The organism is Bacillus sp. YH3-2-B2, from assembly GCF_053663335.1.
Genome location: NZ_JBSJQE010000001.1, coordinates 298,680 through 318,619 on the forward strand (window position 1 = coordinate 298,680; position 19,940 = coordinate 318,619).

Consider the following 19,940-nt stretch of genomic DNA (forward strand, 5'->3'; position numbering starts at 1 on the left):
TTCACTCTGAATGTTTCAGCTGTCATTCTCCAATAACGTCGTGAAACGCTGAAACGCCTGAATTCCTTCGGGTGTCATTTTAAAAACGCCTGCATCGGTCAGCGCGCGTAAAAATACATTCGCGGTTTCTTTTTGTAAAACAGCGGCTGCATTTTCCGGTGTCACGTCTTTATCCGCTTTGATGTTTTCAGCCCACGGAAGATGAATGTCCTTGATGTCATGAGATTCATTCAGTAAATACTTTTTCACTTCTGCCAGCTCATCTTTCAGGCGGGGAGGTAAAACGGCGAGCCCCATCACTTCAATCAGACCGATATTTTCTTTTTTGATGTGATGAACGTCTTGATGCGGGTGAAAAATGCCATCCGGATAATCTTCGGAGGTGCGGTTGTTTCTGAGAGCGAGATCGATTTCAAAATCCGTTCCCCTGCGTCTGGCAATCGGGGTGACGGTATTATGGGGTTCATTTGTCTTCGCGATGATGCTGACGGTTTCGTCTGAATATTCCCGCCACTTTTCAAAAACATAGGCAGCGGCATCTGTCAGCAAATCCGGATCTTTTGCGCGAAGGCGGATCACTGATACCGGCCACTTTACGGCTTCGGCCTGAACGTCTGGAAAATGACGCATATGAAAAGGGTAGAGGGAACCCGCTTTTGCCATGGGAAACTCATGGGCGCCGCCTTGATAATGATCGTGTGAAAGAATGGAACCTCCTACGATCGGCAAGTCTGCGTTTGATCCCGCGAAATAATGCGGGAAAATTTCCGTAATGGCCAGAAGCCTTCTGAAGCTGTCGCGGCTGATGTTCATCGGCTTGTGTACGCTTGAAAGAAAGATGGCATGCTCGCTGTAATACGCATAAGGAGAGTATTGAAAACCCCACTGTTCTCCCGCTAAGTCAAGCCTGATGATGCGGTGGTTTGAACGGGCGGGGTGATGCGGTGTTCCGGCATACCCCTCGTTTTCCATACAGAGCAGACATTTCGGATACCGGTTTTCCGGACTGTTTTTTACCGCGGCGATGTCTTTAGGGTCTTTTTCGGGCTTTGATAAATTAATGGTGATGTCCAATTCTCCAAAAGGTGTTGTTGAGCGGTACACGATATTTTTTCGAATGGCCCGCGTCTTAATATAGTCGTTGTTTTGACTCAATCTATAAAAATAATCTGTTGCTTTTTTCGGGCAATCTGATAACAATTTGCTGAATGCGGCATTGATCAGAGAAGGGGCCGGTGTGATTACGTCCATGATTCTGCTTCCCAGCATGTCTCTTTCAGCCGGCGTATCGTTTATGATTGACCGTTTTACCGCGTCTTTCACCATTTCGTCCACATAGTGAAGCCTGTTTTGTTTCTTGATACGTTTCGGTTCTGCATAATCCGTCAGTCCGAGCAGATCGAGAAGTCTGTTTCTTGTATAAATCACATCTGTTTCATTTATGTCGCCTAAGACAGTGCTTTCTTTCAGAAACCCTGCCACTGATTCAAAAACGTCAATGACCGCCGCCTCCATTTCATTTGTCCTTGTATCCGTTAGGATGATGCCGATGCCAATTCCATGCTGACGCAATGATTTCCGATATGTCCGTTTGTTTCGGATTCCAGCCGAGAATGTTCCGCGCTTTATCGCTGGAAGCGATGAGGGCGCTTGGATCACCGGGTCTTCTTGCGGACGCTCTTACTTTTATGTCTCTTTCGGTCACTTGCCGGGCCGCTTCCGCCATTTCTGATACGGAAAACCCGCTGCTTGATCCTAAATTGAAAATGCCGCTGTCTCCGCCGTTTTGCAAATATTCCAGAGCGAGAATATGGGCATCGATTAAATCGGAAACATGAACATAATCGCGGATGCACGTGCCGTCTTTTGTATCATAGTCAGTGCCGAATATCAAAACCTCCTCGCGCTGACCGAGCGCGGTTTGTAAAAGGATAGGGATAAGGTGGGTTTCCGGATGATGATCTTCTCCGATGGAACCGTCCGTTTTCGCGCCGGCAACGTTAAAATACCGAAGTGAGACATATTTTATGCCGCAGGCGGTATCGCACCACTTCAGCATTTTTTCTGCCATGAGTTTTGATTCCCCGTATGCGCTTTCCGGCTTTTCCGGCATGTCTTCTGTGATGGGCGCTTTTTCAGGTTCGCCGTAAACAGCGGCGGATGAAGAAAACACAATGTGTTTCACTTCGAATTCCTGCATGACCTCCAGCGTAATTTGCGTACCGTACACATTATTATTGAAATATGAAAGAGGGTCTTTCATTGATTCGCCGACAAGGGATTGAGCGGCAAAATGGAGAACGCCTGTTACGTTCTCCTTCGCAAATACAGAGCGAAGAAACGGTTTGTCACGGATATCTCCATGGTAAAAAACGGCTTTTTCATGAACGGCTTTCCGGTGGCCTGTCTGGAGATTATCCACAGCTATCGTTTCAAATCCTTTGTTTACTAATTGATCAACCGCATGAGAACCGATATAGCCGGCTCCGCCGAGAACGAGAATCGCCATGATTTATTTTTCCCTCCATTCAGCCGCGCCATCGCTTATATCCGCGATGTAGAAAGAAGCTTCAAGACCTGTCCTGCTGCGGTAGTGAGATGAAACGGCCCGGATAAAGCCGGCGGTTTCTTCACTTTCCACAATGGCTATGGCGCAGCCGCCGAACCCCGCGCCCGTCATCCGCGCTCCGAGTGCTCCTTCTTTCCAGGCTGCTTCAGCCAGCGCGTCTAATTCGTCACCGGTCACTTCGTAGTCATCACGTAACGAACGGTGCGACGCATTCATCAGCTCCCCGAACGTTTTCAAATCATTCGATTTGAGAGCTTCCGCCGCTGAGAGGGTCCGCTCGTTTTCATTGACCGCGTGCCGGGCTCTTTTACGCAAAGTTTCACGGGAGAGAAGAGGTTCGAGTTCGTTGAATTCTTCTCCCGTCAATTCCGCAAGTGATGCGATATTTTGATATTGCCGCAGTTCCGTGAGAGCCGCGTCGCATTCGCTGCGGCGTTCATTATACTTTGAAGCCGCCAGCTCCCGGCGCTTGTTCGTATTCATAATGACGATTTTATATCCGTTAAAAGCAGCCGGAATCATTTCGTGCTCAAGCTTATCGCAGTTTAACAGAATGGCCATGTTCTTTTTGCCTTTTTGCACTGCGAATTGATCCATAATCCCTGAATTCACGCCGATAAATTCATTTTCGACTCTTTTTCCGATAAGCGCCAGTTCAGTATCGGAAACATTCAGGCTGAATAACTTTCTTAAAATGGAACCGGTTAACATTTCAATGGAAGCAGAGGAGCTTAAACCGGCTCCGTTTGGAATCGTACCGTGAAAAAGAATATCCATTCCGCTGTCTATTTGGCCGCCGGCTTCAAGAAGGTAATGGATCATCCCCTTCGGATAATTGGCCCAGCCGTCTTCTTTTTTGTATGCAGTGGCGGAAAGATCAAGGCAGACAATGCCGCTGTCAGGAAAGTTTTCTGAGTATAACCGGATCTGGTGATCTTCGCGTTTTGCGCATACGGCATATGTTCCGATCGTGATCGCGCATGGAAGAACGTGACCGCCTATATAATCCGTATGTTCCCCGATCAGGTTGATCCGGCCGGGTGCGAAAAACAGTTCTCCGTTACTTCTCTTGAAAATGTCTTCGAATCTTGATTTCAAAAGTTTGGCATCCATGGTAAACCTCCGATTCTATTTTGAGGTATGCTCCAGTATGAACTGAATGGCTTTTTGTGAATTTCTGGTGAGACTGATATATTCCGCTCCTTTCGTTGCGATGAGTTTCACATGCAGGCGGTCCGCATCTTCTTTAATGTCATCATAATAAGAGCCGACTTGCGGAGCCAAAATGATCATATCGAAGTCTTTCATGATGTCGTAATGGGATCCGTAGGCGCCTGCTGAGGCGGTGATCGGCACGTTGTATTCTTCGGCTCCTTCGGTCAGTGCGTTCGCAAGCATAGCGCTCGTTCCCGCTCCGGCGCACAGCACTAACACATTGGTGCCGTGTTCCAAGGCGGATGAGGATTCCTGAAGATTTGTGCTGATGACGGTGGCCGCGTCTTCTGAGGCGCCGGCCATTACGGGCTGTATCTCCCGGGATTTTTGCGGCGCGGTTTCAGGTTCGGTATGTTGGGCTTCTTCCGCCGCTAATACTTTGTCATAAGCTTTACAGAATGGCAGGTATATCAGGAAATCGACAATAATTAATACAGCCGTCAGAACAAAAGCCGAGAGCCCCATGCCGGTTCCGAGAATCAAGCCGGCGGGCGCCGGGGTGGCCCACGGAAGAACATACATAAAACTGTTCATTCCGATGACATCCACGAAAAATTTAAACAGACAGACATTCACCATCGGCGTTACAACAAACGGAATGAAAAAATAAGGATTTAAAATGATCGGCGCAGCAAAGAGAAGAGGTTCGTTTACTGCGAAAGACACCGGAACCGCGGATGCTTTTCCGACTGCTTTCAATTGCTTGGATTTTGCGAAAAGCAGAAAGATAAACGGAACAACAAGGGTTGCGCCGGTTCCTCCCATTGTGCCGACGAAGTTCCCGAGTCCGACGGTCAGCACGTTGGACGCCTGCTCGCCGGCATTATGAAGCTGAAGGTTCGCCTCCACATTTGCGTAAATAATAGCTGCGATGGCCGGCTCTACAATAGAAGGCCCGTGAACGCCGACAAACCAGAACAGCGCCATCATTCCCCAAATGACACAAATCCCGAGATAACCGTCTGCGGCGGTAAAAAACGGCGATAAGAGAGAGGAGAGAGCCTCCGCAAACGATACATTCAGCGTATTCCTGATCAATAAATCAACGATCACCATGGCCAAAACGGAAAAAGCGAACGGAAAAACATCTTTAAATGTTTGTGAAATGGTACCCGGTACTTCTTTAGGCATTTTAATCGTAATATTTTTCAGCACGCAGAATCTGTAAACGTTCACCGTTATGAAAGCGGATACAAAAGCGGCTAAAAGACCTTTTGTGCCGAGATATTCCGTGGAGAACCCGCCGTCGATTTGAGTGACGCTTAAAATGAGAAACCCGACGACTGAAGCAAGCATCGCTGAAACGGGGTTGATCCCTTTGTTTTTCGGCATTTTTCGGTTCATTGATTCACTCAGGCATTTCGCACTTGTTGCCGCAACGATCAGACCGAGGGCGCCCATTGAATAGTTATAAACTTTCCAAAGCCATTCAGAAACTCTTTTAGGCCAAGTGAAACCCAACACTTCCGGCACAGCGGCGGTGAGGATGAAAATGCTGGCGAATAAAATAACAGGCATGGCAGTTAAGAAGCCGTCGCGGATCGCGCCTAAATAAATGTTTCTTGAGATTTTTTCGAAAAACGGTTTTCCCTTTTCGATTTGCTTGATGATACCGTTCATTTTTCCACTCCTTATCGGCGGCTTCGGTAGAGTTCTATAAAATCCTGAATAAGATCACGGAGCAAAAGGGTTGTCATCAAGTGGTCCTGGCCGTGAACGAAAATAAACCCTAATTCCATGTCCTTGCCGTCAGCTTCTTCAGCTAACATTTTCGTTTGCGCATTGTGGGCGAGGGTTAAATTTTCATCGGCGCTTTTCAATGCTGCTTCCGTGTTTTCGAAGTTTCCGGCACGGACTTCTTTCAGGACTTTCAATAAAGTGCTCCTGGCGTCGCCGGCATAGGCGACGATTTCAAAACCGAGCATCTGCAATTCTTCCTTTGTCATGAAAAAAACCTCCTAAAGACGGCACACATGATGAAAAGAGATTCTTTTCATCATGTATGATCGTTAAATGATTGTTTTTGTTTCACTTACAAGTTTGTACCAGTAGGCCGATTCTTTCGGATACCGTTTTTGGGTGTCGAAGTCGACGTAAAAAAGACCGTAACGTTTGTTGTAGCCGTTGGTCCATGAAAATAAATCCATTAAGGACCATAAGAAGTACCCCTTTACATTGACTCCGTCGGTAATCGCTTTACTGACGGCTTCTAAATATACTTTTAAATAGTCGATTCTTGCCTTATCCATAATGATGCCGTCTTCAAACTCATCTTTATAGCCCATGCCGTTTTCGGTAATGTAAATTTTGTTATATTGCGGATAGTCCCGTTTGATGCGCATCAGCATGTCATACATGCCTTCAGGGTAAATGAGCCAGTCCCAATCGGTCCGCTTCAGGCCTTCTTTGTAAATTCGTTCGCCGATTCCTTTTACTTTATAGACCGAAGTGCCCTTATCGCCCGTTCCGTTATGGTGAATAACGGTTTCTCCGTCGTACGCTTTGACGAAATGGCATTGATAATGATTGATGCCGAGATAATCATTGCGCGTCGAGGCTTTTTTCATCACGTCAAAGTCACTGTCTGAAAACTCGTATGAAGCGCCGTTTGCCTCACAGATTTCATCCAGAGCACGCATGGTTTCCTCAGAATAATAGCCAAGGTAGGTGGCATCGAGGAGGAATCTCACTGATAACGCGTCATCCAGAAAACAGGCGTGGCGGTCTTCTTCTGTGCCGCTGGCGGGATATTTTGTTTCCAATGAGTGGACGACCCCGATTTCTCCCGGATAACCGCCGTCTTTAAAAAGGTTGACGGTCATCGCATGCGCTACCATCATGTGATGGAGGCATTGAATGACTTTTGTGATATCACTTTTAACAGATGGCGGGAAAACCCCGAGTAAATACTGGTTGGTGGCTGTGGGATAAATTTCGTTAAACGTGCTCCAATATCTGATTTCGCTGAATTCTTTAAAGCAAAACTCCGCATAGCTGACGAACGCTTCTATTGCAGCGCGGTTGAGGAAATCTCCCTGATCAAATAATCCTTTCGGTGTATCGAAATGATGCAGCGTGACAAAAGGGGTGACGTTGCGTTTATGGCACTCTGAGAAAATACGATGATAGTAATCAACACCTTCCTGATTGATTTTGCCCGTGCCGTCAGGGAAAATTCTCGTCCAGGCTATAGAAAGGCGGATGCCGTTTATTCCGAATTTTTCACATAGTTTAATATCTTCCGGAAACTGGCGGTAAAAATCACTTGCCGGATCAGGGCTGAATCTTCCCTGTTTTTCAAGAAATTCATCCCAGGCCACAGGCCCTTTGCCGCCTTCTTTTGTGGCGCCTTCCGCTTGATATGCCGCAGTCGCCCCGCCGAAAATAAAGTCATGAGGTAATTTGAGCATTACTGAATCCTCCTTCGCCAATGTGTGAATTGGAGTTTGTTAATGTTTGTAATTGTTATCTTTTGTTTAATAGTAAACGCATACATTTTTGTTGTCAATAGCTTCATAAAGAAATAACATCTGTGTTTATAGAGGTTATATAAGTTTTTCGTTGTTTTACATGTTGATTATGTTGTTTGTTAATGTTTATTTTTGTTGACCGGATTGCCGCAGTATGTTAGATTGTGTGTAAAGTTGAGGGGATGATTGAACATGTTAAAAAAAGAGCGACTTTTAAAAATCATCGATATCGTAAACTCGCGGGGGTTTATTACGGTGAGTGATATTATCGATGAACTGGAAGTTTCTGATATGACAGTGAGAAGAGATCTGGACGAGCTGGATAAGGCCGGAAAAATCGTACGTATTCACGGAGGCGCACAGAGCATATCTTATTCCATTGATCACGAATTATCGCATAATGAAAAACTCGGTGTTCAAATGGAGGAGAAGGGGAAGATCGCGGAACTCGCAGCTTCCTATGTAAATGACGGCGATACCGTTTTTTTAGGGCCCGGCACGACGATTGAACTTTTAGCGAAACACCTGCTGCATAAGCGAATCAGGATTATCACAAATAACTATCCCGTATTTGATATTTTGAAACATGGTGACACTGCGGATACCATCCTGATTGGCGGCGACTTCCGAAAAAATACCGGTGCCTTCGTCGGCCCCATCGTGAACGGCAATCTGCAGAAATTCAATTTTACGAAGGCTTTCATCAGCGCCAACGGCATACATAATGATGAGATTTCTTCTTACAGCATTGAAGAAGGGGAAGCTCACCAAATCGCGCTGAATAATTCGCGGACGAAATTTTTGCTGGCGGATAATAAAAAATTCAACCGGGAAGATTTTTACGTGTTCTATAACTTGCACGATATGGACTATCTGATTACGGATGATAAAGTCATGAAAGATGTTCAAATTCATTACGAGCAATATGTAGATGTCAAAATCGCAAAAAAATAAAAAAAGGCGGGCGGTTCGATGAAAGGGGTTATTTTTGATTTCAACGGCACGATGTTTCAAGATTCGCATCTGCACGAAAAAGCATGGTTTTTCATGGTGAAAAAATACGCACCGAAAACCATTTCTGATGAAGACATTTTCGTTAACATTCACGGGAGAACAAACAGTGAAATCCTGACGTATTTTATTTCCGGCGATTTAACAAATGAAGAAATCAAGAAGCTGTCTTTTGAAAAAGAAGCCTACTACAGAGAATTATGCCTTGAAAACAAAGACGAGTTAAAGCTGACGAAGGGACTGACCGGCGTATTGAATCATCTGAAAAAATCGGAAACGCCGATGACCATCGCCACGGCTACGGTAAAGGAAAATGTCGAGTTTTACTTTGACGTTTTTCATTTGGATCAGTGGTTTGATTTTGACAAAGTCACGTTTGATGACGGGAGCTTCCCGGGAAAACCGGCGCCGGATATTTTTCTCATCGCATCGGAAAAATTAGGCCTCAAACCTGAAGAATGCTTAGTCATTGAAGATGCCTTTTCAGGGCTCACAGCGGCAAAAAAAGCAGGTGCGGGCAAGATTATGGCAATTGACCCGCTCGGAAAAAACCGCGCGCTATTTGAAGAAAAACAGCTGGCGGGTGACGGGATACTGACAGATTTCACCTCGTTTTTTGAGGTGATTGCCGGACATTCTGTTTGAGAGATCAGCCGGTTTTCATGCGGGTATGGCTGTACAGGCTGCAGACTCCGTTCGCAACACGGGATGTTTTTGTGTTTGGCGCTTCTCGTGAAGAAAGGAGTTTCGCTTTTTATTCGGAGTCACTTTTAAGACAGGGATATCCCTGTCTTTTTAATTCCTCGTATTTCTTCCAAAGAAGCGCCAAGGTGCCTATTGCTGACTGTTTATATGTTTCACGATAAAATCCTGAGCATACAAGAAAACCAGCCATCCTGTAAGTCCAAGCCCTGATGCGGCAATGAAAGACAGTGAATGGCGAAGGGCGATGCCGATAATGACCAGCATAATGACTGTAGAGGGGATGCCGGAAGCCACGCTGAATGCAAAATGACTTAATGTCTCCTTCGTTTCGCCTTGGATGTACAGCCAAATCATGCTCAGCATACTGACAATTGGTAAAGCCGCTATAATACCTCCATAACTCGGGCTTCTTCTTGATATTTCAGTGATAACCCCAATAATAGCAGCGGAGACAATGATTTTAACGATCGTAAACATCTTCAGCACGCTCCTTCATCAAACTGAATGCTTTTAAGACAAGTGTTCGTTCTTCATTATTCATGTTGTCAAAAAGAAGCTGTTTAAGCTTTTCTTCATCAAGACCGGAATGCCGGTAAAGGACATCCGCCCCCAAACTGGTAAGTTTTAAAATGACTTTCCTCTCATCTTCAACACTTCTGGTTTTATAAACATACTTTTTCTTCAGTAACCGCTTTATATGTTCCGAAGCGGTATTATGCGATACTTGAATCGCTCCGGCAATGTCTTTTATTCCGACTGCCTTCTCTTTTTGAATGACTTGCAGAATCCGTACACCTTGGTGAGTGATTTTTTCATGGTGCTGATAACGGAGCCGATAGTAAATATCTGTCCAGAGGTCATTTAATCGTATTATTTCGTTAGACATCATCATCCACCTTCTATCGTTTATTAAGATTATATCTTATATTACGATATATTTTCGCGGATTGAAAGCAATTTTTGAGCATGAGGGAGCGGCATTCGTTCTGTTTTTAGAAGATTGGAAGAGACAAGCAGCCGCAGCTTCAACGAATAAACTTATTTAATATACTCTCAATAAGTCATTTTCCTTATTTTAAGAAACGGCAGCTTAATACCTTCCGCATATAAATAAGAGTACTGACAATATGATAAAGAACCAAAGTATATATTCAAATGCAGTTTTTTTCAGCAGGCAGTCCTGTGCTGATTGAAAAAGATACGGGGGGTAAAAAGCGGGTAAGAAGATAAGGAAAGGAGAGAGACGGATGGAACTTGATTTTGTGATTCGTCTGGCGGTTGCGGGTCTGCTTGGGGCTCTTATTGGATTGGAGAGAGAATTCAGGGCAAAGGAAGCCGGTTTGAGGACGCATTTTTTAGTGGCCGTCGGCAGCGCCTTGATGATGATCGTTTCCAAATACGGCTTTTTTGATTTGTTATCCAACAGCCATACGTCCTTTGATCCGAGCCGGGTGGCGGCGCAGGTCGTCAGCGGCGTCGGATTTTTAGGAGCCGGCACGATTATTTTGCAGCGGCATGTCGTGCGGGGGCTTACGACGGCCGCGGGGATTTGGGCTACGTCGGGGATCGGGCTGACGATCGGGGCAGGTATGTATGTCATCGGCATCAGCGGCACGATTTTGGCGTTAATCGGGCTTGAACTGTTAAATTTTCTGTTTAAACCGGCGGCGCATTCTTTGTCTGTCAGTTTCAGGATTGAAGAGAAAGCCGTCATGCATGATATTTTAACTTCTCTTGAGGAAAAAGGAATTCTGATTACGTCCTATGAATTGAATAAGGCGGTGCTTGAAGTGAAGGGAAGGGTGAAAAGCAAAAGCGGGAAAGCAGCGGTAATGGAGAAAGTTCAAGCCCTCCCGTATATCCTGTCGGTCAAAGTTGAATAGCAGACAGGGGAAGCCTCCTGTCTGCAGTCATTTCTTTTCAAACATTAATACCAAGGATAGAACGGGATATACGGCCGCGGATAGTATGGGTATGGTCTGGGGTAATAATAAGGCGGCCGCGGATAGTATGGATATGGTCTGGGGTAATAATAAGGCGGCCGCGGATAATGATATGGCACCCGTTCGTGGCTCTCGGCTGTGTATTCATGATCGAAAGGATCGTACAAGAGGAAAACCTCCTTTTCAAATGTTGGTTCCGTTTACCTTATTCCTGTATGCCCGGTACGGTGTATGTACAATGGGCAAAAAAAAGACGCCGGTTATCATCCGGCATCTTTTTTTACACTTTCACATCAATTGAATGGCCGGCAGTCGGGTGCTGGGACGGCAGCATTTTCACTGTTTCTTCCGCCGCAGCCTGTGCATGCTGCATGACCGTTTTTGTTAAAGCGATATTTACATTCTGCGCCAGAGATGCCTGATGCATTGCGATTGATAACGCAGGGATATCCATAGCTTCCACCTCCTTATCCCTTCATATCGGCGGCGTGCTCCGATTATGAAGAGGGCTGGCGGTTTCTTTTTACGGCCCATTCTAAAAGTGCGGCAGCGCATACCCCGAGGGTATAGGCGAAAATGTCACTCCAGACAAATTGCCAGCCGAGGATCAGCCCGCCGAGCGTGCTGCTTCTGATCGCGTCAATCCATGGCGCGTGATACAGCTGGCTGCATTCAATCAGACAGCAAAACGAGAGGCTCAAAATTGCGGCTGTTTCCGTCCGGATGTGCCGTAAGAAAAGCCCGAATCCTGTAAAAATCATGGCCGCCCACAAGGCATCTCCTAAATAAGCGTTTATGATGCCGGGCAATAGGGCGGTGATGTATGCGGTTCTGGACAGCAAACCGAGGGCGATGATAAAAACGGTACATATTCCGTATGTCAATGGATGTCTATTCACTTCACACTGTTCCCCTTTTTTTGTACTCCCATGTATTGTAAGGAACGACGGAGAAGCTGTCTATGAAAAAAACGGCCCGGGAGGCCGCTTTTTTGCGTTATCTGGCTTTTAGGTTGACATGATCTGCTTTTTGATCACTGCCGATGACGAAGCGGAGCTCATACTGCCCCGTATGGTAGACGTAATCTGTTTCGCCCGTTTCTGGCACTGTCAGGATTTTGTCAGCGCTGCCGATTTGTTTGCTTAAGACGTCAGGTGTGACGCTGCCGAGGTTTAAGCGCCGCTCGACCCCCGTTCCAAAATAGCGTATTTCCGAGATTTTTCCGTTTTTATGATAGGAAAATCCATACCCGGGGTTTCCCATGTTCCAGCTGTATAAATCAAATGGATTGCGGCTGTCTGCTTTTTGTTCCGGCTCGCCGATTTTATTATAAACGTCCTGTCTTGTGCTTTGGTTGATTTTCAGGCCTTTCACATTTTGCGGCATTTCCCCTTTAAATGCCGATTGGTAAAGGCTGTTCACCAGTTCTTGTGCACGCTGGTTTTCCGTTTTTGAAGCGGCTGCGGCATGGACGGGCTGTGTATCCGAAAATGCTTCTGCTCCGAAAGCGCATCCCGTGAGCATCACTGCCGATAATCCCGTGACGAGTGTTTTTTTCTTCAACATGTGAACGCCTCCTTTTTACCGCTCATACCCGTATGTTTCCTGAGATAAACGAGATGTTTTAGTGAAAGGCCGGTTGGGAATCATAGAGGATGTATAGAGGGGTACAGAAAGGGGAAAGAAAATGGCTGATACAAAGAAAGTTACAATCAATGGGGTTGAAATGGAAGCGCCGGACGGCCAAACCGTTTTGCAGCTTTTGAACAATAGTTCAATTGACGTGCCGCACGTGTGTTATCACCCGAGTCTCGGGCCGATTGAAACGTGCGATACCTGTATCGTCAATGTTAACGGGGAACTGGTGCGTTCGTGTTCCGCGCAAATAAAGGACGGAGATGTCATTGATACGCTTTCGTCCGATGTAAAAAAAGCGCAGGTTATCGGCATGGACAACATTTTGCACAACCATGAATTGTACTGTACGGTCTGTGATTACAACAATGGGAGCTGCGAAATACATAATACCGTAAAGGAAATGAAAATCAATCATCAAAGCATTCCGTTCGATCAAAAACCGTATCCTAAAGATGAATCAAATCCGTTTTACCGATATGATCCCGATCAGTGCATTTTGTGCGGACGCTGCGTCGAAGCCTGTCAGGACGTACAGGTAACCGAAACGTTAAGCATTGATTGGGAGCGGAAACGCCCGCGGGTCATTTGGGATCAGGATGTGCCGATCAATGAATCATCATGTGTTTCCTGTGGACATTGTTCGACGGTATGTCCGTGCAATGCCATGATGGAAAAAGGCATGGAAGGCGAAGCTGGGTATTTAACAGGCATCAGCCAAGAGACGCTTCGGCCGATGATTGATATCACAAAAGGCGTCGAAACCGGATACGGATCAATTTTAGCCATATCGGATATGGAATCGGCCATGCGGGATGAAAGAATCAAAAAAACGAAAACCGTATGCACATACTGCGGTGTCGGCTGCAGTTTTGATATATGGACGAAAGGAAGAGACATTTTAAAGGTCGAGCCTCAGGCTGAGGCGCCCGCAAATGGAATTTCGACGTGTGTGAAAGGGAAATTCGGCTGGGATTTCGTCAATAGTGAAAAGCGCCTTACCAAACCGCTTATCCGGGAAGGAGACTCGTTTCGGGAGGCGGAATGGGATGAAGCGCTGCAGCTGATCGCTGATAAATTTACCGATATAAAAGAACATTTCGGCCCGGACGCGCTTGCGTTTATCACATCTTCCAAATGCACGAATGAAGAATCATACGTGATGCAGAAGCTTGCAAGAGCCGTTATCGGAACAAATAATGTCGACAACTGCTCACGCTACTGCCAGTCTCCCGCCACGGCCGGATTGTTCAGAACGGTCGGATACGGCGGTGATTCAGGGTCGATTACAGATATAGAAAAAGCTGAGCTCGTGCTGATTATCGGTTCAAATACATCTGAGTCTCACCCCGTCCTGTCCACACGCATTAAACGTTCTCATAAGCTGCACGGACAGAAGCTCGTCGTTGCTGACTTGCGAAAACATGAAATGGCCGAGCGCTCCGACGTGTTTTTCCAGCCGCGTGCCGGATCAGATATTGTCTGGCTGAATGCCGTATCGAAATATCTGCTTGATCACGATTTGGCGGATACTGCATTTCTGAAGGAGAGAGTGAACGGATTAGATGAATTCGTGAAAAGCCTTGAACCTTATACGATGGAATATGCGGAAAAACATACCGGTGTGGACAAGGATACCTTAATTAAAGTGGCCCGGATGATTCATGAAGCCAAAAGCGTATGCGCACTGTGGGCGATGGGGGTCACCCAGCATATCGGAGGAAGTGATACGAGCACGGCCATTTCCAACATGCTTCTTGTGACCGGAAATTACGGCAAGCCCGGCGCAGGCTCATATCCGCTTCGGGGCCATAATAACGTGCAGGGAGCCAGTGATTTCGGCAGTATGCCTGACAGCTTCCCCGGCTATGAAAAAGTAACGGATGAAAAAGCCCGCAAAAAGTATGAACAGGGCTGGGGAACAGACCTGCCGAAAGAAATCGGAATGACAAATCATGAAATGATCGAGGGCATCCACTCGGGAAAACTGAAGTGTATGTATGTAAAAGGGGAAGAAATGGGACTTGTCGACTCCAATATCAACCATGTTCATGCCGCCTTTGAAAAGCTTGATTTCTTCGTTGTGCAGGATATTTTTCTCTCGCGGACGGCCGAGTTCGCCGATGTGGTGCTCCCGGCAAGCCCGAGCCTTGAAAAAGAAGGGACGTTTACGAATACGGAACGGAGGGTGCAGCGCCTTTACAAAGTGTTTGAACCGCTGGGCGATTCAAAGCCTGATTGGCAGATCATTACGGACATCGCCAACCGGCTGGGCGCTGATTGGCGCTATGAACATCCGGCAGACATTATGGAAGAAGCGGCAATGCTTTCGCCGCTCTACGCAGGCGTCACTTACGAACGTCTCGAAGGCTACAATTCACTGCAATGGCCGGTAGCAGCGGACGGAACCGATTCACCGCTTTTATTTACGGACAAGTTTCCGTTTTCAGACGGCAAAGCGATTCTATATCCCGTTCAGTGGACCGAGCCGAAAGAATTTGATGAAGAATATGATATCCATGTGAATAACGGGCGGCTGCTCGAGCATTTTCACGAAGGGAATCTGACTTACCGATCAAAAGGAATATCCGAAAAAACACCGAGTGTGTTCCTTGAGGTCTCGCCCGAACTCGCCGAAGAAAGAGGGCTGGAAGACGGAACGCTTGTCCGTCTGACATCACCGTACGGAAATGTGAAAGTCAAATGCGTCATCACAGACAGGGTAAAAGGCAAACAAGTCTATCTCCCGATGAACGATTCAAAAGACGCTGCCATTAACCTTTTGACAAGCAGCTATGCGGATAAGGATACCGATACACCGGCTTATAAAGAAACATCAGCGAAGATGGAGATTTTGAAAAAAGAAGGCGTTAATCCGCTTCCGAAAATCAATTTCCGTTACGGAAACCCGCAGCCGCAGATCGGTGTCCGGGTTGATCGGAAATGGGCGCGTCAAGATTATGTATTTCCGGGAGACGCCGTAAAAAGGGGGAAACAGCAGAATGGCTAAAGCAATCAGCGGCATCCGAAAACAGACCGTCACAGAAGAAGACAAACGAAAAAAGGACTTAGAAGAGATCGAGACGGCTCTTTTACGAAATAAAGACGCGATTTTGGAATCTCTGCACATTCTTCAGCACATGAACGAGCGCGGCGTTTTGGCGCTTCTGCGCGGGCTCTTCGGCCAAGGAGACAAAGTGATGGATATCCTCGTGAAGAAGGCGAATACGCCGGAAACGGCCAATATGCTGAAAAATCTCCTGCTGTTAAGCGGCGTTCTCGGCATGCTCGATGTAAAACAGCTTGAGCCGTTTATCGTTAAAATCAATGCGGGCGTCACAAAGGCCGTCGAAGAAAAAGACAGCGGCAGGAAGACGGGGTATTTTGATATCGTCCGCGCTTTAAAAGACCCGGAAATCAACAAGGCCGTCACTCTGCTGTTTTCTTTTCTGAAAGGCATGGGCGCTGATACGGACGATATGGAAAGAAATACGCAGCCTCCTGAAGACCAAAAGCAGCACCAGAAACCGCAGACGAATGAGTGAGCATTTCTCCCGAGCCTGGCCGAAGGCTCGGGTTTTTTGTGCACTTCTGCTGTTTTCTTGGGAGAAATTTCACCTCCGGATTCATGACTTTTGTTGTGTTATGTTAATAGTTAAGGTTATGAATAGAAAAAAATTGAAAATATGTGCTAGGATAAAATTCAAGGTACGTCAACTATTCAAATATGAAACAATCAGGAGTGATGTAACATGAGTAAGCTGAGGAGCACGAGACAAGCCATCCAAAGAACCCTGATGAAAGGAAAAAACGGCCTGGACGTATACAACCCTTTTCCTTGGTATGAAAAAATGAGACGGGAAAGCCCTATATACTTTGATGAAGAGACGAAGGTTTGGAGTGTGTTTTTATACGATGATGTCAAAAAAGTCATCAGTGATAAAGAGACGTTCTCAAGCCGCATGACTGATGTGAAAAGCTCGATTGCAAAGTCCATGCTGAATATGGACCCGCCGAAACATACCCAAATCAGATCTGCCGTCAATCGCGCTTTCACTCCCCGCGTCTTGAAGGAATGGGGGCCGAGAATTAAAGACATTACCGATCATCTCCTGAAACAGGCAAAGAACAAAGGGCGGATTGATATCGTTAAAGATCTCTCTTACCCTTTGCCGGTCATGGTGATTTCAGAATTATTAGGCGTTCCGTCCGAACGTATGGATCAGTTTAAAAAATGGTCGGATATTCTCGTCAGCATGCCGAAAGATGCGAGTCCTGAAGCGGCGGAGAAAAATCAGCAGGAACGTGACCAATGTGAGGCGGAGCTGGCGGCGTTTTTTGCGGGAATAATAGAAAGCAAACGAAAACAGCCCGGCCAAGATATTATTTCTATTTTGATAAAAGAGGAAGAAGAGGGAGAGAAGCTCACGCCAGAAGATCTGATCCCGTTTTGCAATCTGCTTTTAGTGGCGGGAAATGAAACAACGACTAATCTCATTTCAAATGCGGTTTACAGCATATTAGAGACGCCCGGCCTTTATGAAGAGCTGAGACAGGACCCTTCTCTCATCGCGCAAACGGTGGAAGAAACGCTGCGTTTTCGCGCTCCCGCTCCGTTTGTCAGAAGGACGGTCCGGCACGACACTGAGCTGCGCGGACGCCGCTTGAAAAGCGGAGAGATCGTTCTCTGCTATGTTGCATCTGCCAACCGTGATGAAAACAAATTTGAGAAGGCGGGCGTATTTGATATTCATCGCCAATCGAATCCGCACCTTTCCTTCGGATTCGGCGTACACTTCTGCTTAGGCGCTCCGCTTGCCAGACTTGAAGCGGAAGCCGCGCTGAAAGGAATTGTAAAAACCTTTTCACACCTTGAGCCCGTCCGGATTGAGCCGATCCGAAACAGTGTCATGTACGGGCTGGAGTCTTTAGAAGCGGAGATAAACGAAAATGAAGGAGAAGAAAAAAGATGAGAAAAACACACATCGCCATTATTAATGTGGCCGCTCACGGTCATGTCAATCCCACGCTGCCTGTGGCTGAGGAACTTGTCAATCGCGGGTATAAAGTGACATTCGCTACGACTGAGGAATTTGAAGCTTCCGTTGCCAAAACGGGTGCTATTCCCGTTTTATACCGCACAAGCATAAAGGCGGACCCGAAGACGATAAAAGAACGGGTAAATAAAAGTGACGCGTTTGTAATGTTTCTGGAAGAAGCGGTTGAAGTGCTTCCGCAGCTGGAAGAGCTGTACAAAGACGACCTTCCTGACATCGTCCTGTTTGATTTTTTAGCGCTTGCCGGAAAATTGTTTGCGGATAATGGCGGCATCCCGGCCGTAAAGTTCTGCCCAAGCTATGCAATGAATGAGTATTTTCAATTAGGAAGAGACGAAGAAACGATGGAAGCGGCCAAACAGGCGATAGAAGAATATCAGGAGAAAATTGAAAATGAACAAGTGAAACGGATGACAATGGAAGAATTTTTCATGCCTGAAAAATTGAATATCGTCTTTATGCCAAGGGCCTTTCAGCCGAAACAGGAAACCTTTGATGAACGATTCTGTTTTGCGGGTCCGTCTCTTGGAGAACGCACAAATACGGGAAGTCTGGAAATTGATGCAGCCGATGACCGTCCGCTTATGCTCATCTCACTGGGAACAGCGTTTAACGCCTGGCCTGAATTTTACCGGATGTGTATTGACGCGTTTCGGGACTCGGACTGGCGGGTTATTATGTCAGTCGGCACAACAATTGATCCGGAAAGTTTTTCGGATGTGCCCGATCACTTTATCATCCGCCAGCACGTTCCGCAGCTTGATGTGCTGGAGAAAGCAAAGCTGTTCGTATCTCACGGCGGGATGAACAGTACAATGGAGGCGATGAATGCGGGTGTTCCGCTCGTTGTCGTTCCGCAAATGCACGAACAAGAGGTTACCGCAAAGCGTGTGGATGAATTGGGGCTTGGCGTGCATCTGCCGCCGAAAGAAGTCACTGTGGCCCGTCTGCAAAAAGACGTTCAGAACGTATACGGCGATAAAAACATCCTCAGCCGCGTGAAAAGCATGCAGCAGAAAATAAAAGAAACCGGCGGCCCTAAACAGGCTGTTTGCGCCATTGAAGAATTTTTGAAAAAGGCGGCCGTCGAAAATTGATGGAGAAACAGGCAGCGCACCGGAAGACCGCTGCCTGTTTTGTTATATATTTTTCTTCATGCCGCATCTCCGGCATTCCCTCAAAAATTTTCCGCCCTTCACTGAGCTTTTAAACAGCGTGTAGTCGCAATTGTCACATCGGCCGCTGTGAACATCAGGATATTCATTGAACTCATAAATAACCGAAGTATCGTATCCTTTTGTCTCGAACTCTTTTTTTGTTTCCATGATTGAAAGTCCCTCCGCGAATCAAATCGTTCTGCCCGGTTAATGATACAGCAACTGCACGGGGGATTCAACGGGAGCATAGCTTGATTTTCCCGGCTGATTGCGTAACAATAATAGAAATAAATGACGGCCTGCCATAGGGCGCCCGGCATCTGAAGGGAAGAAGAAAACAGCGATGGGAAAAGGATTGAACGGGAAACGGATTGCCATCGGCGGTTCGCGGAAAACAGAAGAGATCACAAAATTAATAGAAAAGCAGGGCGGAACGGCGGTCATCCGTTCCCTCCAAGGAACCGTATACCTGGCGGAGGATCAAATGGAACCCGACGTAAGAACATTTGCCGAGCAAAAAGCCGACTGGGTGATATTCACCACAGGCATCGGTACGGAAACGTTATTGTCGGTATCGGAAAAAATCGGTCTGAAAGAAGAATTTTTAGCGGCCGTTCATGAAGCGAAAATCGGCTGCAGAGGCTATAAAACATATGCGGCCTTAAAAAAGCTCGGCATCACGCCGCATGCCTCAGATGAAGACGGTACAACAAGAGGGCTGATCCGCTCCTTGGAACGATTTGACTTTAAAGATAAAAGAGTCATGATACAGCTTCATGGCGAGAAAGCGCCGGTTTTAACGGAGTTCCTTGAGAAAAACGGAGCGGAGGTATTCCCTGTTCTGCCGTATCAGCATATTCCGCCTGAAAGAGAGACGGTCGATAAACTGCTGGGAGAGCTGTTAAACGGAGAGGTCGATGCCGTATGTTTTACGACAGCCATTCAAGTGCGCTCTCTCTTTGATTATGCAAAAGAAAAAGGATCCGCAAAGGAATTGCAGCAGGCATTCGAAAAACACGTGCTTGCCGCCGCAGTCGGCAAAGTGACGGCTGAAGCGATCCGGGATGAAGGGGTAAAGAGGGTCCTTGCTCCGGACATTGAGCGGATGGGAGCGATGATTATTGAATTATCCCGTTACTATGAATCTCTGACCTTGTCATAAACCATCATTCAGCAGG

20 protein-coding genes and 1 pseudogene are annotated in these 19,940 nt (G+C 46.6%); 8 read left to right on the forward strand and 13 right to left on the reverse strand.

The genetic code is table 11. The annotated features are described in order from the left end of the window. Window positions 1-15 precede the first annotated feature (15 nt). From galT to lacG, 6 genes are all read right to left on the reverse strand, one after another. Complete coding sequence (gene galT / locus ACWJJX_RS01665) at window positions 16-1,515, reverse strand: UDP-glucose--hexose-1-phosphate uridylyltransferase (RefSeq protein WP_213403896.1); 1,500 nt, start codon at window positions 1,513-1,515, stop codon at window positions 16-18. 1 nt (window position 1,516) lies between these two features. Further along, the gene (galE, locus tag ACWJJX_RS01670) at window positions 1,517-2,509 is read right to left on the reverse strand and encodes a UDP-glucose 4-epimerase GalE (protein ID WP_044053112.1); all 993 of its coding nucleotides are present in this window, start codon (window positions 2,507-2,509) and stop codon (window positions 1,517-1,519) included. A gap of 3 nt (window positions 2,510-2,512) precedes the next feature. Further along, window positions 2,513-3,682, reverse strand: a complete 1,170-nt coding sequence (locus tag ACWJJX_RS01675) for a galactokinase (RefSeq protein ID WP_069473343.1) — start codon at window positions 3,680-3,682, stop codon at window positions 2,513-2,515. Window positions 3,683-3,697: 15 nt separating this feature from the next. Next, window positions 3,698-5,404: a PTS lactose transporter subunit IIBC gene (locus tag ACWJJX_RS01680; protein WP_160249425.1), complete on the reverse strand. Its 1,707-nt coding sequence runs from the start codon at window positions 5,402-5,404 to the stop codon at window positions 3,698-3,700. A gap of 11 nt (window positions 5,405-5,415) precedes the next feature. Then, the gene (locus ACWJJX_RS01685) at window positions 5,416-5,730 is read right to left on the reverse strand and encodes a PTS lactose/cellobiose transporter subunit IIA (RefSeq protein ID WP_007407323.1); all 315 of its coding nucleotides are present in this window, start codon (window positions 5,728-5,730) and stop codon (window positions 5,416-5,418) included. 63 nt (window positions 5,731-5,793) lie between these two features. Continuing rightward, window positions 5,794-7,194 (reverse strand): 6-phospho-beta-galactosidase, encoded by a 1,401-nt coding sequence (gene lacG, locus ACWJJX_RS01690; protein WP_003154938.1) that lies wholly within the window; start codon window positions 7,192-7,194, stop codon window positions 5,794-5,796. A gap of 252 nt (window positions 7,195-7,446) precedes the next feature. On the opposite strand from lacG, the gene ACWJJX_RS01695 reads away from it, so the two are divergent. Both ACWJJX_RS01695 and ACWJJX_RS01700 read left to right on the forward strand, forming a co-directional pair. Then, on the forward strand, window positions 7,447-8,208 hold the full coding sequence (locus tag ACWJJX_RS01695) for a DeoR/GlpR family DNA-binding transcription regulator (RefSeq protein ID WP_003154937.1): 762 nt from the start codon (window positions 7,447-7,449) through the stop codon (window positions 8,206-8,208). Window positions 8,209-8,226: 18 nt separating this feature from the next. Continuing rightward, window positions 8,227-8,910 (forward strand): HAD family hydrolase, encoded by a 684-nt coding sequence (locus ACWJJX_RS01700; RefSeq protein ID WP_070081657.1) that lies wholly within the window; start codon window positions 8,227-8,229, stop codon window positions 8,908-8,910. 189 nt (window positions 8,911-9,099) lie between these two features. Here the strand turns inward: ACWJJX_RS01700 and ACWJJX_RS01705 are convergent, their stop codons facing one another. Then, the gene (locus ACWJJX_RS01705) at window positions 9,100-9,447 is read right to left on the reverse strand and encodes a DUF3147 family protein (RefSeq protein ID WP_015388376.1); all 348 of its coding nucleotides are present in this window, start codon (window positions 9,445-9,447) and stop codon (window positions 9,100-9,102) included. Further along, window positions 9,431-9,856 (reverse strand): MarR family winged helix-turn-helix transcriptional regulator, encoded by a 426-nt coding sequence (locus ACWJJX_RS01710; RefSeq protein WP_063636830.1) that lies wholly within the window; start codon window positions 9,854-9,856, stop codon window positions 9,431-9,433. The genes ACWJJX_RS01705 and ACWJJX_RS01710 overlap by 17 nt, the downstream gene beginning before the upstream one ends. 361 nt (window positions 9,857-10,217) lie before the next feature. Between ACWJJX_RS01710 and ACWJJX_RS01715 the strand changes: the two are divergent. Further along, window positions 10,218-10,614, forward strand: a pseudogene (locus tag ACWJJX_RS01715) (MgtC/SapB family protein); the annotation flags it as partial. A 283-nt stretch (window positions 10,615-10,897) separates the two neighbouring features. Here ACWJJX_RS01715 and ACWJJX_RS01720 read toward each other — a convergent pair. The 4 genes from ACWJJX_RS01720 to ACWJJX_RS01735 form a co-directional block, all read right to left on the reverse strand. Next, a complete protein-coding gene (locus tag ACWJJX_RS01720; protein WP_071543315.1) occupies window positions 10,898-11,080 on the reverse strand; it encodes a hypothetical protein in 183 nt (60 codons plus the stop codon). A 113-nt stretch (window positions 11,081-11,193) separates the two neighbouring features. Then, window positions 11,194-11,367, reverse strand: coding sequence for a YjfB family protein (locus ACWJJX_RS01725; RefSeq protein ID WP_012117340.1), 174 nt, complete (start codon window positions 11,365-11,367; stop codon window positions 11,194-11,196). A gap of 43 nt (window positions 11,368-11,410) precedes the next feature. Beyond that, a complete protein-coding gene (locus ACWJJX_RS01730; protein ID WP_015388374.1) occupies window positions 11,411-11,812 on the reverse strand; it encodes a ribosomal maturation YjgA family protein in 402 nt (133 codons plus the stop codon). Window positions 11,813-11,909: 97 nt separating this feature from the next. Continuing rightward, a complete protein-coding gene (locus ACWJJX_RS01735) occupies window positions 11,910-12,479 on the reverse strand; it encodes a YjgB family protein (RefSeq protein ID WP_003154930.1) in 570 nt (189 codons plus the stop codon). Window positions 12,480-12,600: 121 nt separating this feature from the next. Between ACWJJX_RS01735 and fdhF the strand changes: the two genes are divergently transcribed. The 4 genes from fdhF to ACWJJX_RS01755 all read left to right on the forward strand — a co-directional run bounded on the left by fdhF (window position 12,601) and on the right by ACWJJX_RS01755 (window position 18,702). After that, complete coding sequence (fdhF, locus tag ACWJJX_RS01740; protein WP_139885222.1) at window positions 12,601-15,558, forward strand: formate dehydrogenase subunit alpha; 2,958 nt, start codon at window positions 12,601-12,603, stop codon at window positions 15,556-15,558. Then, the gene (locus tag ACWJJX_RS01745; RefSeq protein WP_012117344.1) at window positions 15,551-16,093 is read left to right on the forward strand and encodes a DUF1641 domain-containing protein; all 543 of its coding nucleotides are present in this window, start codon (window positions 15,551-15,553) and stop codon (window positions 16,091-16,093) included. Before fdhF ends, ACWJJX_RS01745 begins: the two co-directional genes overlap by 8 nt. Before the next feature lie 207 nt (window positions 16,094-16,300). Continuing rightward, the gene (locus ACWJJX_RS01750; protein ID WP_176283272.1) at window positions 16,301-17,521 is read left to right on the forward strand and encodes a cytochrome P450; all 1,221 of its coding nucleotides are present in this window, start codon (window positions 16,301-16,303) and stop codon (window positions 17,519-17,521) included. After that, window positions 17,518-18,702: a macrolide family glycosyltransferase gene (locus tag ACWJJX_RS01755; protein ID WP_071391970.1), complete on the forward strand. Its 1,185-nt coding sequence runs from the start codon at window positions 17,518-17,520 to the stop codon at window positions 18,700-18,702. Before ACWJJX_RS01750 ends, ACWJJX_RS01755 begins: the two co-directional genes overlap by 4 nt. A gap of 42 nt (window positions 18,703-18,744) precedes the next feature. Here the strand turns inward: ACWJJX_RS01755 and ACWJJX_RS01760 are convergent, their stop codons facing one another. Beyond that, the gene (locus tag ACWJJX_RS01760) at window positions 18,745-18,930 is read right to left on the reverse strand and encodes a hypothetical protein (protein WP_003154919.1); all 186 of its coding nucleotides are present in this window, start codon (window positions 18,928-18,930) and stop codon (window positions 18,745-18,747) included. 175 nt (window positions 18,931-19,105) lie between these two features. On the opposite strand from ACWJJX_RS01760, the gene ACWJJX_RS01765 reads away from it, so the two are divergent. Continuing rightward, window positions 19,106-19,924, forward strand: a complete 819-nt coding sequence (locus ACWJJX_RS01765) for a uroporphyrinogen-III synthase (RefSeq protein WP_454022677.1) — start codon at window positions 19,106-19,108, stop codon at window positions 19,922-19,924. The last annotated feature ends 16 nt before the right edge of the window (window positions 19,925-19,940 follow it).

What these genes read in the sequence shown, in the direction of transcription:
- ACWJJX_RS01695 (WP_003154937.1), top strand. Translation starts at nt 7,447, where the DNA reads ATGTTAAAAAAAGAGCGACTTTTAAAAATCATCGATATCGTAAACTCG.
- ACWJJX_RS01750 (WP_176283272.1), top strand. Translation starts at nt 16,301, where the DNA reads ATGAGTAAGCTGAGGAGCACGAGACAAGCCATCCAAAGAACCCTGATG.
- ACWJJX_RS01755 (WP_071391970.1), top strand. Translation starts at nt 17,518, where the DNA reads ATGAGAAAAACACACATCGCCATTATTAATGTGGCCGCTCACGGTCAT.
- ACWJJX_RS01675 (WP_069473343.1), bottom strand. Translation starts at nt 3,682, where the DNA reads ATGGATGCCAAACTTTTGAAATCAAGATTCGAAGACATTTTCAAGAGA.
- ACWJJX_RS01765 (WP_454022677.1), top strand. Translation starts at nt 19,106, where the DNA reads ATGGGAAAAGGATTGAACGGGAAACGGATTGCCATCGGCGGTTCGCGG.
- fdhF (WP_139885222.1), top strand. Translation starts at nt 12,601, where the DNA reads ATGGCTGATACAAAGAAAGTTACAATCAATGGGGTTGAAATGGAAGCG.
- galT (WP_213403896.1), bottom strand. Translation starts at nt 1,515, where the DNA reads ATGGAGGCGGCGGTCATTGACGTTTTTGAATCAGTGGCAGGGTTTCTG.
- ACWJJX_RS01710 (WP_063636830.1), bottom strand. Translation starts at nt 9,856, where the DNA reads ATGTCTAACGAAATAATACGATTAAATGACCTCTGGACAGATATTTAC.
- ACWJJX_RS01745 (WP_012117344.1), top strand. Translation starts at nt 15,551, where the DNA reads ATGGCTAAAGCAATCAGCGGCATCCGAAAACAGACCGTCACAGAAGAA.
- ACWJJX_RS01680 (WP_160249425.1), bottom strand. Translation starts at nt 5,404, where the DNA reads ATGAACGGTATCATCAAGCAAATCGAAAAGGGAAAACCGTTTTTCGAA.
- galE (WP_044053112.1), bottom strand. Translation starts at nt 2,509, where the DNA reads ATGGCGATTCTCGTTCTCGGCGGAGCCGGCTATATCGGTTCTCATGCG.
- ACWJJX_RS01705 (WP_015388376.1), bottom strand. Translation starts at nt 9,447, where the DNA reads ATGTTTACGATCGTTAAAATCATTGTCTCCGCTGCTATTATTGGGGTT.
- ACWJJX_RS01685 (WP_007407323.1), bottom strand. Translation starts at nt 5,730, where the DNA reads ATGACAAAGGAAGAATTGCAGATGCTCGGTTTTGAAATCGTCGCCTAT.
- ACWJJX_RS01760 (WP_003154919.1), bottom strand. Translation starts at nt 18,930, where the DNA reads ATGGAAACAAAAAAAGAGTTCGAGACAAAAGGATACGATACTTCGGTT.
- ACWJJX_RS01735 (WP_003154930.1), bottom strand. Translation starts at nt 12,479, where the DNA reads ATGTTGAAGAAAAAAACACTCGTCACGGGATTATCGGCAGTGATGCTC.
- ACWJJX_RS01725 (WP_012117340.1), bottom strand. Translation starts at nt 11,367, where the DNA reads ATGGATATCCCTGCGTTATCAATCGCAATGCATCAGGCATCTCTGGCG.
- ACWJJX_RS01700 (WP_070081657.1), top strand. Translation starts at nt 8,227, where the DNA reads ATGAAAGGGGTTATTTTTGATTTCAACGGCACGATGTTTCAAGATTCG.
- lacG (WP_003154938.1), bottom strand. Translation starts at nt 7,194, where the DNA reads ATGCTCAAATTACCTCATGACTTTATTTTCGGCGGGGCGACTGCGGCA.